The following is a 13,660-nucleotide window of genomic DNA, read 5'->3' as shown; positions in this document are numbered from 1 at the left end:
CCGGCGCTGTCGATCAGCCCTGCTGCCCGCCGTTCACGTACATGACGCTCAGTGGTCAGACGGCCACGACGCCTTGGCCGTCGCCGCCTCCGCCTGCCTGCGCAGGGCACGGACCGCCTCGGCCGGGTCCGCCGCGCCGTACACGGCGGAACCCGCGACGAAGACGTCCGCGCCGGCGTCGGCGCACTGCTCGATGGTCGAGGCCGACACACCGCCGTCGACCTGCAGCCACAGCTCCAGACCGTGCTTGCTGATCAGCTCACGGGTGCGGCGGATCTTCGGCAGCATGATGTCGAGGAACGCCTGCCCGCCGAAGCCCGGTTCAACCGTCATGATCAGCAGCATGTCCAGCTCGGGCAGCAGATCCTCGTACGGCTCGACCGGCGTCGCCGGCCGCAGCGCCATCGAGGCGCGGGCGCCCTTGGCGCGGATCTCCCGGGCGAGCCGGACGGGCGCGGTGGCCGCCTCCACGTGGAAGGTGACGGAGCCCGCCCCCGCCTCCACGTACTGCGGCGCCCAGCGGTCGGGCGCCTCGATCATCAGATGACAGTCCAGCGGCGTGTCCGTGGCACGGGCGAGCGACTCCACGACCGGCACGCCGAGCGTCAGGTTCGGCACGAAGTGGTTGTCCATCACGTCGACGTGGAGCCAGTCGGCTCCCTCCACGGCCTTCGCCTCCTCGGCGAGCCGGGCGAAGTCGGCGGACAGGATGCTGGGACTGATCTGCGGGGCCATGCCCCAAGCGTATGCGCTGCGCCGCGCGGCGGTGCGACGCGTCCGGGGACTGGTCGGCGGGGACGAGGACACGAAGATCCGCGCCGCCGCCCCGCGTTGGCCGGTCCTGCCCGGACCCGCCCGGAGCCGTCGCCCACGGCGCCGCGAGCCCGGCGGCCGTCCCCGTCGGCGGGGGGGCGAGGACACGGACGCGGGGGTCCCGTGGCGGGCGGCCCCGGCACGACGGCACCCGGGACCCGCCGGTCCCCGCCCCGCTGACACCGCTCCGCGCGGGAGCCTTCCGTCGCGGGCGGGCCGAGGGCGCCCGCTGTCCCGGGGTCAGGCCGTGCGGCGGATCAAGGCGAGGTACATCGCGTCGGTGCCGTGCAGGTGGGGCCAGAGTTGGATGTCGGGGCCGTCACCGAGGTCGGGGACGTCGGGGAGGAGCGGGCGGGCGTCGATCAGCTCGGTGTCCGGGAACTGCCCGAGGAGGTCCGCCACCACGGCGCGCGTCTCCGCGAGGTGCGGTGAGCAGGTCGCGTAGCCGACGACGCCGCCGACCCGCACGGACTCCAGGGCGGTCCGCAGCAGCCCGCGCTGGAGGGGCGCGAAGCCGTTCAGATCCTCCGGGCGGCGCCGCCACCGGGCCTCGGGCCGCCGGCGCAGGGCGCCGAGACCGGTGCACGGCACGTCGACCAGCACCCGGTCGAAGCTGCCGGGCCGCCACGGCGGACGCGTCCCGTCGGCGGCGACCACCTGGTACGGGCCGGGGTTCCCGGCCAGCGCCCTGGCGACCAGCCCCGCCCGGTGCGGCTGCTTCTCGGAGGCGAGCAGCACGGCCCCGCGCTCGGCGGCGAGCGCGCCGAGCAGCGCGGCCTTGCCGCCGGGCCCCGCGCACGCGTCCAGCCACCGCCGGTCCGGCCCCTCGACGGGCGCCGCCGCGAGCGCGAGCGCCACCAGCTGGCTGCCCTCGTCCTGGACCCCGGCCCGCCCCTCGGCGACCGCCGGGACCGCGCCGGGCTCCCCGCCCTCGGTGAGCCGCACCGCGTACGGGGACCAGCGGCCGGGGACGGCGGCCTCCTCGGCCAGCAGCTCCTCGGTGGTGGCCCGACCGGGACGGGCGACCAGCGTCACCTCGGGCCGCTCGTTGTCGGCGCGCAGCAGTTCCTCGACGCCGGCGCGTCCGCCGCCGAGGGAGTCCCACAGCGCGGAGACCACCCAACGCGGGTGGGAGTGCACGACGGCGAGATGGTCCTCGGGGTCCTCGTCGTACGGCGGCGCGACCCGCTCGATCCAGCCGTCCAGGTCGTCCTGGGCGATCTTGCGCAGCACGGCGTTGACGAACTTGGCGCGCCCGTCGCCGAGCATCACCCGGGCCAGTTCCACGGTGGCGGACACGGCGGCGTGCGTCGGGATCCGCGTGCCGAGGAGCTGGTGCGCGCCGAGGCTCAGCACGTCCAGCACCGGCGGGTCCACCTCGCGCAGCGGCCGGTCGACGCAGGCCGCGATGACGGCGTCGTACGTGCCCTGGCGGCGCAGGGTGCCGTACACCAGCTCGGTGGCCAGTGCCGCGTCCCGCGCGTCGAACTTCTCCGGTCCCTCGTTCTCGCGCGCCTTGCGCAGCAGCGGGGGCAGGACGAGGTTGGCGTACGCGTCGCGCTCGTCCACGGCCCGCAGCGCCTCGAAGGCGAGGATGCGGACGGGGTCCTTCTGGGGACGGCGGTAGGGCTTGGCGGGCCTGCGGGGCCGACGGGGCTGGTCGCTCACGAAAAAGGTGCTCCGGATGTGGGTGGGCGTGCGCGCTCCAGCCTACGGCGTACGCAGGGCGGGAGCCGGGGGCGTCAGTCGCCGAGGGTCTCCCCGGCCGCGATCCGCACCCCGCGCGCCCAGTCCGCGGCGCGCATCGGCTTCTTGCCCTGGGCCTGCACCCACAGCAGCTCCACGGCGTACGAACCGGTCCCGACGTACACGTTGTTCTTCCCGGCGGACAGCCGGCCGGGCGCCAGGTCGGCACGGTCCGGTACGGGCGTGGCCTGGACGATCTTCAGCCGCTCACCGCGGAAGGTGGTCCAGGCTCCGGGCGCGGGCGTGCAGCCGCGCACCACCCGGTCGACGCGCAGCGCCGGGGCCCGCCAGTCCACGCGCGCGTCCTCGACGTTGACCTTGGGTGCCAGGCTGACGCCGTCGGCGGGCTGCGGCACGGCCTTCAGCGTGCCGTCCTCGATGCCGTCCATCGTCGCCGCGAGCAGTCCGGAGCCGGCGAAGGCCAGCCGGGTGAGCAGATCGCCGCTGGTGTCGGTGGGGCGGATCTCCTCGGTGACGGTGCCGTAGACGGGCCCGGAGTCCAGCCCCTCCTCGATGAGGAAGGTGCTGGCGCCGGTGATCTCGTCGCCCGCCATGATGGCGTGCTGCACGGGCGCGGCGCCGCGCCAGGCGGGCAGCAGCGAGAAGTGCAGGTTGACCCAGCCGTGGGCGGGGATGTCGAGGGCGACGCGGGGCAGCAGGGCGCCGTAGGCGACGACGGGGCAGCAGTCGGGGGCGATCCGCCGGAGCCGCTCGAGGAAGTCGGGGTCCTTCGGCCTGCCCGGCTTCAGCACCTCGATGCCGGCCTCCTCCGCCCGCTCGGCGACCGGCGAGGCGACCAGCCGGCGGCCGCGTCCGGCGGGCGCGTCGGGCCGCGTGACGACGGCGGCGACCTCGTGCCGCCCGGAGGAGAGAAGAGCGTCCAGTGCGGGAACGGCGACCTCGGGGGTACCGGCGAAGACGAGCCTCATGGGGTGCGGAGGGCCTCTCGGGCGGGGACGGTTCGGGCGACGCACCAGTCTATGGGGCGGCCCTCCGCCGCGGCCGCAGGGACAGGGTGTCGCGTCCGGGACACCTGCCGTGCCGTGCAGGAACGTTCCGAGCAGGCGGCCCCGCCGTCCGGGGCGGCCCCCGCAGGGGCGTACGCATATGCCGCCGCGCCCCAGCCCGTGACCGGGGGACCGGATCGGCGTTGGTCAAGAAAGAGTTGACCACGGGCCCCGACAGGGTCCATCCCTTTCAACGCCGGTTCGAGAGGCTTGTTCATGGCCGACCACGCAACCCACGACGCCCAGGCTCGGGCCAGCCTGCACTTGCTGGTGCGGGACATCGAGCGGGTCCGCCGGCAGGTGGACGCACTGCGCACGCTCACCGCCCAGCTCGGCAACGTCTACCGCCCGCGCCGCTCCGGCCCCTCCACGGGCTTCGTCGTCTACGGACGCGCCCCCGCCCCGACCGTCCGCCTCGCGCAGGAACTGCGGGACAGCGTCGAGACCCTGGTCACGGCCGCCGTGGACTTCGACCGCTCCCTGGGCTTCTCGTGGGACGCGGTGGGCTCCGCGCTCGGGGTCACCAAGCAGGCGGTGCACCGCCGGTACGGCGCCCGCCGGGCGGCCGCGCAGGCGGCGGCCTCCGCCGAGACCGAGCGGACCACGGAGTCGTCGGGCCCCCGCACGGTCAACGTCGGTTCCGGTGTCACCACGGTGCCCACCGTGCAGGCGGCCCGCGCCATGCCGACCCAGCCCACCGCGGGCAGCCCGTCCCTCCGCGACGACCCCCGCCCCACGGCGTTCCCGGCCCCGCGCAACGGCTGACGCCCTCCGCCCTCCCGGCCGCCGTCCCGGGAGGGCGCGCCCTTTTCCGGGGCACGCCCCGTCTTGACCGCACGGGGCTCATGGCGCGCTCGCCGAGCGGAAGTCGGCAGCGCCGCTCGCGGAGCGGGCCGCGTGCCACGGCCGCCGGACTCCCTCAGCGCGCGCCGGACACGCACCCCGTCCCGCGGGCGTCCCGCTCGAGTCACTCCCCGGCGTGCGCCGGCAGCCCTCGACGCCCGTGCCGCGGCCGTCGAGCCCCCTCAGCGCGCCGAGCACGCACCCGCCCTGCGTCCCTCCCGCTTCGACAACGCCCCCGACATGCGCCCGCGGCCCTCGGCGCCCCAGCACAGCGCCACGCACGCGCCCCACGGCCGTCTGCCCGCCCAGGGCGCGATCTGCCCGCAGCCACGGGCATGCCCTCGCGGCACACGGCCTGCCCCGCCCGTGCGGCGGTCCACCCGGACCTGATCGGCCCGCCCGCCCCTCGAAAGGGGAACGGACCCCTATCCGATGTCCGGCGGATCGATCCGCACCCACACAGGCGTGCTCCCGCCCCGTGCCGTCCGCGCCGCCTGCGCGGCCTTCAACGCACCCGCGAGGGCCGCGCCGTTGCCCGGGGGCACGCGGACCAGGGCGCGGTCCCACCGCTCGCCGGACGGGGGCGCGCCCGGGCGACGGGGACGGCCCGCCGGGGTGACCGGCATCGGCACCGGACCCAGCACCTCCGCCTGAGGCGGCAGGTGGACCGCCCGGAGGAACTCGGCCACCGCCTCCCCCGGCCCCGACACCGCCGCCATCCGCGACACCGGCGGGAATCCCAGCTCGCCCCGCTCGGCCAGTTCCCGCACCGCGTGGCCCGCCGGGTCCCAGCGCACCAGCGCCTGCACCGGCCGCAGGGTCGGTTCGGCGACCACGACCACCGTGCCGCCGGCCGACTGCGGACGGACCAGCGACGCCGCGCCCATCCACCGCCGCAGCGCGTCCTCCCCGGCCCGCAGGTCGGGGCGGCTCAGCATGGCCCACCCGTCCAGCAGTACCGCCGCCGCGTACCCGCCCTCGGCGACCGGCTCCGCGCCCGGCGTGCTCACCACCACGGCGGGCGCGCCCGGCACCGTGTCCAGGACGTGCTCACGCCCCGACGTGCGCACCGGGACCGCGGGGAAGGCCCGCCCCAGTTCCTCGGCCGTCCGCCGCGCTCCCACCACCTGTGCCCGCAGCCGGGAACCGCCGCACTCGGGACAGTGCCAGCCGCTCTCCGTGCGCCCGCACCACCCGCAGCGCAGGTCGTCCGAGCCCTGCGCCTCCAGCGGTCCGGAGCAGTGGCGGCACCGCGCCGGCGCCCGGCAGGTCGCGCACGCCATCCGCGGGACGTAACCGCGCCGGGGCACCTGGACCAGCACCGGCCCGTGCCGCAGGCCCTCCCGGACCGTCTGCCAGGCGAGCGTGGGCAGGCGGGCGGCGCGGGCGGCCTCGTCCCGCGCGAGGTCCTGGTCGCCCACGGTCCGCACCAGCGGCGCCGCGGCCCGCACCCGCTCCCGCGCGGCCTGCAACGGCCGCGCCCAGCCGGTGTCGACGAGCTGAGCGGCCTCCACGGTGCAGCTCCACCCGCCCAGCAGGAAGCCGCACCGGTCCTGCGCGGCCCGCAGCAGCAGCACCTCCCGGGCGTGCGGCTGCGGGGCGTGCTGCTCGCTGTGGTTGTCGTCGCCGTCGTCCCACACGGCGACCAGCCCGAGGTCGCGCACCGGCGCGAACATCGCCGCCCGCGTTCCGATCACCGCCCGCACCGAGCCCCGCCGCACGGCGAGCCACTGGGCGTAGCGCTTCTCCGGTCCGGCGTCGGCGGTGAGCACCGCGTGCCGGCCCTCCCCGAGCAGTCCGGTGAGGGCGGCGTCGAGCCGGGCCACGGCCCGCCCGTCCGGCAGGACGACCAGCGCGCCGCGCCCCGAGGACAGGGTCGCCGCGACCGCGCGGGCGATCTCCTCGCACCACAGCGGGCCGGGCAGGGCGCTCCACACCGCGCGCGGGCTGCCGCCCGAGGCCAGGGACTCCAGGAAGGCCGGGCCCTGCTCGTACCGCTCCCAGGACCCGGCCGCCGGAGCCGGGGGCGGGGGCAGCGGTTCCGGCGAGGCGCGCCGCTCGGCGCGGGCGTTGCGCGGCGGCACGGCGAGCTGGAGGACGTCGGCGAGGCTGCCCGCGTACCGGTCGGCGACCGCGCGGGCGAGGCCGAGCAGCTCCTCGTCCAGGACCCGCTCGGGCGAGACGACCTGGGCCAGCGCGGCCAGCGGGCCCGAGTAGTCGGATTCGGCCAGGCGCTCGATCAGGAACCCGTCGATCAGCCCCCCGCCCTCGCGACGCCCGTCCCGCACCCGGTGCCGGCCGGCTCCGAAACGCACCCGCACCCGGACCCCGGGCTGGGCGTCGGCGTCCAGCTCCTCGGGCACGGCGTAGTCGAAGCAGCGGTCGAGATGGAGCACGCCCTTGTCGACGAGGACCCGGGCGACGGGCAGCTCCTTGGCGAGGGCGGCGCCCCGCCAGGTGCGCGGCTTGGCCCGGGGGGTCTTGGCCTGCCGCACGCTCTCCCGGATGAGCGCGAGCTGCTCGGGCGGCGCGCCCTGCGCACCCCCGTGCCCCTGTCCGTCCTCGCTGCTCACGCCTGCATTCTTCCAAACCCGACTGACAACACCCCCCGGCCGCCCCGGACCGGGCGCACGTCGGCGCCCTCGGGCGACCGTGCCCCCGGCGGCCGGGCGGACCCGCCCGGAGACCCCGCACCCCAGGCGCCGGCGCCTCCGCCGTCGCGGGCGGTCGTCGTGCCTCCCCCCTGCTCGAGGGCCTGGGGACCCCCGACGGCACGGGTGGACGCGACGGCGCCCCGCACTGCTGGGCAGCCGCACGGACGAACGCGGTCGGGAGCCGGCACAGCCCCCGGACGCGCCGAGGCCCGGTGCCCCTCCTGGCGAGGGGCACCGGGCCTCGGGCGGCGGAACAGCGGGCGGGACTACAGCCCCGCGGCCTTCCGCAGCGCGTCCACGCGGTCCGTCCGCTCCCAGGTGAAGTCCGGCAGCTCACGGCCGAAGTGGCCGTACGCGGCGGTCTGGGCGTAGATCGGACGCAGCAGGTCCAGGTCGCGGATGATCGCGGCCGGGCGCAGGTCGAAGACTTCGTCGATGGCCCGCTCGATCTTCTCGGTGTCGACCTTGGCGGTGCCGAAGGTCTCCACGAACAGACCCACCGGCTCGGCCTTGCCGATCGCGTACGCGACCTGCACCTCGCAGCGCGCGGCCAGGCCGGCCGCCACCACGTTCTTGGCGACCCAGCGCATCGCGTACGCCGCCGAGCGGTCCACCTTGGACGGGTCCTTGCCGGAGAAGGCGCCGCCGCCGTGGCGGGCCATGCCGCCGTAGGTGTCGATGATGATCTTCCGGCCGGTGAGGCCGGCGTCACCCATCGGGCCGCCGATCTCGAAGCGTCCGGTCGGGTTCACCAGCAGCCGGTAGTTCTCGGTGTCGAGCTTGATGCCGTCGTCGAGCAGCGCCTTCAGCTCCGGCTCCACGACGAACTCGCGGATGTCGGGGGCGAGCAGCGACTCCAGGTCGATGTCGGAGGCGTGCTGCGAGGAGACGACCACGGTGTCCAGGCGGACCGCCTTGTCGCCGTCGTACTCGATGGTGACCTGGGTCTTGCCGTCCGGGCGCAGGTAGGGGATGGTCCCGTTCTTGCGCACGTCGGACAGGCGCTTGGAGAGCCGGTGGGCGAGGAAGATCGGCAGCGGCATGTACGTCGGCGTCTCGTCCGTCGCGTAGCCGAACATCAGGCCCTGGTCGCCCGCGCCCTGCCGGTCCAGCTCGTCGTCGTCGCCCTCGACCCGGGTCTCGTACGCCGTGTCGACGCCCTGGGCGATGTCCGGGGACTGCGCGCCGATCGACACGGAGACGCCGCAGGAGGCGCCGTCGAAGCCCTTCTTCGAGGAGTCGTAGCCGATCTCCAGGACCTTGCTGCGCACCAGCGTCGCGATGTCCGCGTACGTCTTGGTGGTGACCTCGCCGGCCACGTGCACGAGACCGGTGGTGATCAGGGTCTCGACGGCGACCCGGGAGGACGGGTCCTCACGCAGCAGCGCGTCGAGAATGGTGTCGCTGATCTGGTCAGCGATCTTGTCGGGGTGACCCTCGGTCACGGACTCCGAGGTGAACAGACGACGGGACACAATGCTCCCTGGGGTTGCAGCGGCTGCTGGCTGATCATGGGCGAACGGCGGGGGCTGCACCCGACGCCGTCGGTGGAACAGTTTATCGGTCGTGCGCCGCCACCGGTCGCCCCGTCTCGCCTCGCGAGAGCGCTGTGACCTGCGGCACGGGCATTCTCCCCGTGCGGGGCGCGGTTCGCCAGAGGCGCCACGCCCCGGATGGCCGGGTTCCGGGTGGCCGGGGACCGGATGAGCCACTCATGCGAGACGTTCGGCCACCAGGTCCCAGACGGTGTCGGCGAGGGCCTCCTTCGGCCCGTGCGGGACGGGCGTCTCGCTGCCGTCGGCACCCAGCACCACGGCCTCGTTGGTCTCGGCGCCGAAGGTCTTCGCCTCGCCCACCTCGTTCACCACGAGGAGGTCGCACCCCTTGCGCTTCAGCTTGGCGCGGCCGTTGGCGAGCACGTCGTCGGTCTCCGCGGCGAAGCCCACGATCACCTGTCCGGTCCTCACCCGGTCTCCGGAGACCTCGGCGAGAATGTCCGGATTCCGTACCAGGGTGATGGGCTCCGGCTCCGTGCCGTCCTTCTTCTTGATCTTCCCGGACGCGTAGACGGCGGGGCGGAAGTCGGCCACGGCGGCGGCCATGACCACCGCGTCGGCGGCGGCGGCGGCGTCGAGGACGGCCTCGCGCAGTTCCACGGCCGTGCCGACGCGCACGACGTCCACGCCGGCCGGGTCGGGCAGCGCGGTGTTGGCGGCGACCAGGGTGACGCGGGCGCCGCGGGCGGCGGCGGTGCGGGCGAGGGCGTAGCCCTGCTTGCCGGAGGAGCGGTTGCCGAGGAAGCGGACCGGGTCGAGGGGCTCGCGGGTGCCTCCGGCGCTCACCACGACGTGCCGTCCGGCGAGGTCGGGCGCGGCGGCGCCGCGGGCCAGGACGCGGCGGCAGACCTCGAAGATCTCGGCCGGGTCGGGCAGCCGGCCCTTGCCGGTGTCGACGCCGGTGAGGCGGCCCACGGCCGGCTCGATGACGACGGCGCCGCGGGCGCGCAGCGTGGCCACGTTCTCCTGGGTGGCCGGGTGCTCCCACATCTCGGTGTGCATGGCGGGGGCGAGGACCACCGGGCAGCGCGCGGTGAGGAGGGTGTTGGTGAGGAGGTCGTCGGCGAGGCCGTGGGCGGCCTTGGCGAGCATGTCGGCCGTGGCGGGTGCGACGACGACCAGGTCGGCGTGCTGTCCGATGCGGACGTGCGGCACCTCGTGGACGTCGTCCCAGACCTCGGTGGAGACCGGGTTGCCGGACAGGGCGGACCAGGTGGCGGCGCCGACGAAGTGCAGGGCGGAGGCCGTGGGGACGACCCGTACGTCGTGTCCCGACTCCGTGAGCCGCCTCAGCAGCTCGCAGGCCTTGTAGGCGGCGATGCCGCCGCTGACCCCCAGAACGACCTTCGGCTCGTCCACCGTCTCTCCCCGGACCTCGGAAACCTGCTGCCATCACCCATGAGACACCACAGGCCCGGCAGACGTGCTGCCGGGCCTGTGGAAAAGTCAGCTGCGAGCTGATCGTACGACGTACTGACCGATCACTGGGCGGGGCCGTCGACGGCCTCGGAGGTCAGCAGTCCCGCGTTGATCTCGCGCAGGGCGATCGAGAGCGGCTTCTCGTGGACGTGGGTGTCGACGAGAGGACCGACGTACTCGAGCAGGCCTTCGCCGAGCTGCGAGTAGTACGCGTTGATCTGGCGGGCCCGCTTGGCCGCGTAGATCACGAGGCTGTACTTCGAGTCCGTGGCCTCGAGGAGCTCGTCGATCGGCGGGTTGATGATGCCCTCGGGCGCGGAGATGGAAGAGGACACGCTCTACCTTCCGATGGATGGGAAAGATGCAGTCGCTCCGACCGGCGGACAGTCGCCCACGGTCACACGACGTTCATCAAGGCTAGCAGCTCGCGGGCGACCTCCTGGACGGAGGTGTTGACCAGGGTCGTGTCGAACTCCGGTTCGGCGGCGAGCTCGGTCCTCGCGGCCTCCAGGCGGCGCTCGACGACCTCCGGCGACTCGGTGCCGCGGCCGGTGAGCCGGCGCACCAGTTCCTCCCAGGAGGGAGGGGCCAGGAACACCAGCTGGGCCTCGGCCATGGACGCGCGGACCTGCCGCGCGCCCTGGAGGTCGATCTCCAGGAGCACGGGCACACCCGCCTCCAGGTGCTCCAGCACCGCCGCGCGGGGCGTACCGTAGCGGTTCCCCGCGAACTCGGCCCACTCCAGCAGCTCGCCGTTGGCGATCAGCTTGTCCATCTCCTCGTCGGTGACGAAAAAGTAGTGGACGCCGTGCTGCTCACCGGGGCGGGGCTTGCGGGTCGTCGCCGACACCGAGAGCCAGACCTCGGGGTGTTCCTTGCGCATATGAGCGACGACCGTGCTCTTGCCGACCCCGGAGGGGCCGGAGAGCACGGTCAGCCGCGGACGTTCGTCCGGGGGTACGGGGGTCGCCCCCCGGGGTGTTGCAGCCATGCGGCGATTATTCCAGCAATCGCGGGGTGTCCGGGACCGGCGTCCCGGACCGCCCATGACTCAGGAGCCGGTGCTGCCGAACTCGCGCTCCAGGGAGGCGATCTGGTTCGAACCGAGACCCCGCACGCGGCGGCTCTCGGAGATTCCCAGACGCTCCATGATCTGCTTGGCGCGGACCTTGCCCACGCCCGGCAGGGACTCGAGCAGGGCGGAGACCTTCATCTTGCCGATGACGTCGTTCTCCTGGCCCTGCTTGATGACCTCGTGCAGGGAGGCGCCGGAGTGCTTGAGTCGATTCTTTACCTCGGCCCGCTCCCGGCGAGCCGCGGCGGCCTTTTCGAGCGCGGCTGCGCGCTGTTCAGGGGTAAGGGGCGGAAGAGCCACGCCTACGTCACCTCGGATGTCGAACTGTCGGATACGGACCGGTGAGGAACCTAGTCGCCCCACACCTGGGGAGCCACGAGCAACACGTGCCCCTTCTCCCCCACTGCCTGGAAGGCGTGGGAGGTAGCCCCACTCGTCGGAGACTAGCGGCCAGAGCGCTCTGAGTCAGCGAGAACAGCGGAAAAGTCCTGGTCAGCCTCCGTCAGGACGGACATTCTGGACATAATTCCTCGAATTTGAGGGTGTATCCACAGTGCGACGACCACGGAGTCCCCTCGCGGGCCGTCTCAGGCGGACGTCACCGCGGCCCGGATCTCGTCCGCGAACCGCTCCGCGGCGTCACGCAGAGCGACCGCGTCGGGACCGTGGCGCAACACCCCGCGGCTGACGTTCGGCACCACGTTGCGCACCGCGCGCCCGAACACCGCCGGGAGGTCCGCCGCCGCCGCCCCCTGCGCCCCGATGCCCGGCGCGAGGATCGGCCCGCCCATGCCGAGGTCGTAGGAGGACAGGTCGCCGAGGGTGGCGCCGACGACCGCGCCGAAGGAGCCGAGCGGCTCCTCCCCCGCGTTCTCCAGCGCCAGGTGGCCGAGGATCGTCGCCCCGACCGTGCGCCCGTCGGCCCGCACCGCGTGCTGCACCTCGCCGCCCTCCGGGTTGGAGGTCAGCGCCAGCACGAACAGCCCGGCGCCGGACTCCCGGGCCAGCGCGACGGCCGGGCCCAGCGAGCCGTAGCCGAGGTACGGCGACACGGTGAGCGCGTCGGAGAACAGCGGCGCGTCCCGGCGCAGGAACGCCTCCGCGTAGGCGGCCATGGTCGAGCCGATGTCGCCGCGTTTGGCGTCCATGACGACCAGCGCCCCGGCCGCCCGTGCCTCCCGCACCGTCTTCTCCAGGACGGCGACGCCGCGTGAGCCGAACCGCTCGAAGAAGGCGCTCTGCGGCTTGAGCACGGCGACCCGGTCGGCCACCGCCTCGACGACGGTGCGGCTGAACCGCTCCAGACCGTTCACGTCGTCGTCGAGGCCCCACTCGGCGAGCAGGGAGGCGTGCGGGTCGATGCCCACGCACAGGGGCCCCCGCTCGTCCATCGCGCGGCGCAGCCGTGCGCCGAAGGGTTCGAGACCGGTCATGCGGACGTCCTCACGTCGGCGCCCACCGCGTCGGCGAGCGTGGCGTAGGGACTGGTGCGCAGCCGCGCGGCGAGCCCCTTGTGGATGGCGCGGGCCCAGAAGGGGCCCTGGTAGACGAAGGCGCTGTACCCCTGGACCAGGGTGGCGCCGGCCAGGATGCGCTGCCAGGCGTCCTCGGCGTTCTCGATGCCGCCGACGCCGACCAGGGTGATGCGGTCGCCCACGCGCGCGTAGAGGCGGCGCAGCACCTCGAGCGAGCGGGCCTTGAGCGGCGCGCCGGACAGTCCGCCGGTCTCCCGGACGAGGGCCGGGTCCGCGGTCAGGCCGAGTCCCTCGCGGGCGATGGTGGTGTTGGTGGCGATGATGCCGTCCAGGCCCAGCTCCACGGCGAGGTCGGCGACGGCGTCGATGTCCTCGTCGGCCAGGTCGGGGGCGATCTTCACCAGCAGCGGCACCCGGCGGGCCGGGACCGCGCGGTCGGCGGCCTCGCGCACGGCGGTGAGGAGCGGGCGGAGCTGGTCCACGGCCTGGAGGCTGCGCAGTCCGGGGGTGTTCGGGGAGGAGACGTTGACCACCAGGTAGTCGGCGTGGGGCGCGAGCCGCTCGGCGGACTTCACGTAGTCGGCGGCGGCCTCGGGCTCCGGGACGACCTTGGTCTTGCCGATGTTGACGCCCACGACCGTCCTGAACACCGGCTCGCGGGAGGCGAGGCGGGCGGCGACGGCGAGCGAGCCGTCGTTGTTGAAGCCCATGCGGTTGATCAGCGCCCGGTCGGGGACCAGCCGGAACAGCCGCTTCTTGGGGTTGCCGGGCTGCGGCTCGCCGGTGACGGTGCCGATCTCGACGTGGTCGAAGCCGAGCATGGCCAGGCCGTCGATGCCGACGGCGTTCTTGTCGAAGCCGGCGGCCAGCCCGAAGGGGCTGTGCAGACGCAGTCCGAGGGCCTCGGTGCGCAGTTCCTCGTGCCGCGGGGCGAGCACCGCGGCGACGAAGGTGCGCAGCACCGGGACGCGGGCGACGCGGCGGATCCAGCGGAAGGCCAGGTGGTGGGCCTGCTCCGGGTCCATTCGTGAGAAGAGCAGGGTGAAGAGAATCCTGTACATGGTGTCCTCAT

Annotated in this window: 12 protein-coding genes; 1 reads left to right on the top strand and 11 read right to left on the bottom strand. The window is 74.5% G+C overall.

Annotated features, from left to right (window positions below; translation table 11 throughout):
• Positions 1-48 precede the first annotated feature (48 nt).
• The 3 genes from rpe to fmt all read right to left on the bottom strand — a co-directional run bounded on the left by rpe (position 49) and on the right by fmt (position 3,488).
• Positions 49-735, bottom strand: coding sequence for a ribulose-phosphate 3-epimerase (rpe, locus tag C1708_RS27130; protein ID WP_106415150.1), 687 nt, complete (start codon positions 733-735; stop codon positions 49-51).
• 318 nt (positions 736-1,053) lie between these two features.
• Positions 1,054-2,481: an RsmB/NOP family class I SAM-dependent RNA methyltransferase gene (locus C1708_RS27125; RefSeq protein WP_106415149.1), complete on the bottom strand. Its 1,428-nt coding sequence runs from the start codon at positions 2,479-2,481 to the stop codon at positions 1,054-1,056.
• 74 nt (positions 2,482-2,555) lie between these two features.
• Positions 2,556-3,488, bottom strand: coding sequence for a methionyl-tRNA formyltransferase (gene fmt, locus C1708_RS27120; RefSeq protein WP_106415148.1), 933 nt, complete (start codon positions 3,486-3,488; stop codon positions 2,556-2,558).
• A 294-nt stretch (positions 3,489-3,782) separates the two neighbouring features.
• On the opposite strand from fmt, the gene C1708_RS27115 reads away from it, so the two are divergent.
• On the top strand, positions 3,783-4,331 hold the full coding sequence (locus C1708_RS27115; RefSeq protein WP_106415147.1) for a hypothetical protein: 549 nt from the start codon (positions 3,783-3,785) through the stop codon (positions 4,329-4,331).
• Positions 4,332-4,834: 503 nt separating this feature from the next.
• Here C1708_RS27115 and C1708_RS27110 read toward each other — a convergent pair.
• The 8 genes from C1708_RS27110 to C1708_RS27075 form a co-directional block, all read right to left on the bottom strand.
• A complete protein-coding gene (locus C1708_RS27110) occupies positions 4,835-6,982 on the bottom strand; it encodes a primosomal protein N' (protein WP_106415146.1) in 2,148 nt (715 codons plus the stop codon).
• 347 nt (positions 6,983-7,329) lie between these two features.
• Complete coding sequence (gene metK, locus C1708_RS27105) at positions 7,330-8,538, bottom strand: methionine adenosyltransferase (RefSeq protein ID WP_106415145.1); 1,209 nt, start codon at positions 8,536-8,538, stop codon at positions 7,330-7,332.
• Between the two features lie 237 nt (positions 8,539-8,775).
• Entirely contained in the window at positions 8,776-9,978 is a 1,203-nt protein-coding gene (gene coaBC / locus C1708_RS27100) for a bifunctional phosphopantothenoylcysteine decarboxylase/phosphopantothenate--cysteine ligase CoaBC (RefSeq protein WP_106415144.1), read from the bottom strand.
• Between the two features lie 122 nt (positions 9,979-10,100).
• Positions 10,101-10,373 carry a DNA-directed RNA polymerase subunit omega gene (gene rpoZ / locus C1708_RS27095; RefSeq protein ID WP_106415143.1) on the bottom strand — a complete coding sequence of 91 codons (273 nt, stop codon included), beginning with the start codon at positions 10,371-10,373 and terminating at the stop codon, positions 10,101-10,103.
• Positions 10,374-10,435: 62 nt separating this feature from the next.
• The gene (gene gmk, locus C1708_RS27090; RefSeq protein ID WP_106415142.1) at positions 10,436-11,029 is read right to left on the bottom strand and encodes a guanylate kinase; all 594 of its coding nucleotides are present in this window, start codon (positions 11,027-11,029) and stop codon (positions 10,436-10,438) included.
• 60 nt (positions 11,030-11,089) lie between these two features.
• Positions 11,090-11,413 (bottom strand): integration host factor, encoded by a 324-nt coding sequence (locus C1708_RS27085; protein ID WP_003977346.1) that lies wholly within the window; start codon positions 11,411-11,413, stop codon positions 11,090-11,092.
• A gap of 287 nt (positions 11,414-11,700) precedes the next feature.
• Positions 11,701-12,546: an orotidine-5'-phosphate decarboxylase gene (pyrF, locus tag C1708_RS27080; protein WP_106415141.1), complete on the bottom strand. Its 846-nt coding sequence runs from the start codon at positions 12,544-12,546 to the stop codon at positions 11,701-11,703.
• Positions 12,543-13,649 carry a quinone-dependent dihydroorotate dehydrogenase gene (locus tag C1708_RS27075; RefSeq protein ID WP_106415140.1) on the bottom strand — a complete coding sequence of 369 codons (1,107 nt, stop codon included), beginning with the start codon at positions 13,647-13,649 and terminating at the stop codon, positions 12,543-12,545. The genes pyrF and C1708_RS27075 overlap by 4 nt, the downstream gene beginning before the upstream one ends.
• Positions 13,650-13,660 lie beyond the last annotated feature (11 nt).

Source organism: Streptomyces sp. DH-12, from assembly GCF_002899455.1.
Lineage (GTDB): Bacteria > Actinomycetota > Actinomycetes > Streptomycetales > Streptomycetaceae > Streptomyces.
Note: the sequence above shows the minus strand (reverse complement) of the source record. Positions and strands in the feature narration are given on the sequence as shown.

Excerpts from the sequence above, each read along its gene's own strand:
- rpe (WP_106415150.1), bottom strand. The coding sequence starts at position 735 with ATGGCCCCGCAGATCAGTCCCAGCATCCTGTCCGCCGACTTCGCCCGG.
- fmt (WP_106415148.1), bottom strand. The coding sequence starts at position 3,488 with ATGAGGCTCGTCTTCGCCGGTACCCCCGAGGTCGCCGTTCCCGCACTG.
- gmk (WP_106415142.1), bottom strand. The coding sequence starts at position 11,029 with ATGGCTGCAACACCCCGGGGGGCGACCCCCGTACCCCCGGACGAACGT.
- C1708_RS27115 (WP_106415147.1), top strand. The coding sequence starts at position 3,783 with ATGGCCGACCACGCAACCCACGACGCCCAGGCTCGGGCCAGCCTGCAC.
- pyrF (WP_106415141.1), bottom strand. The coding sequence starts at position 12,546 with ATGACCGGTCTCGAACCCTTCGGCGCACGGCTGCGCCGCGCGATGGAC.
- C1708_RS27075 (WP_106415140.1), bottom strand. The coding sequence starts at position 13,649 with ATGTACAGGATTCTCTTCACCCTGCTCTTCTCACGAATGGACCCGGAG.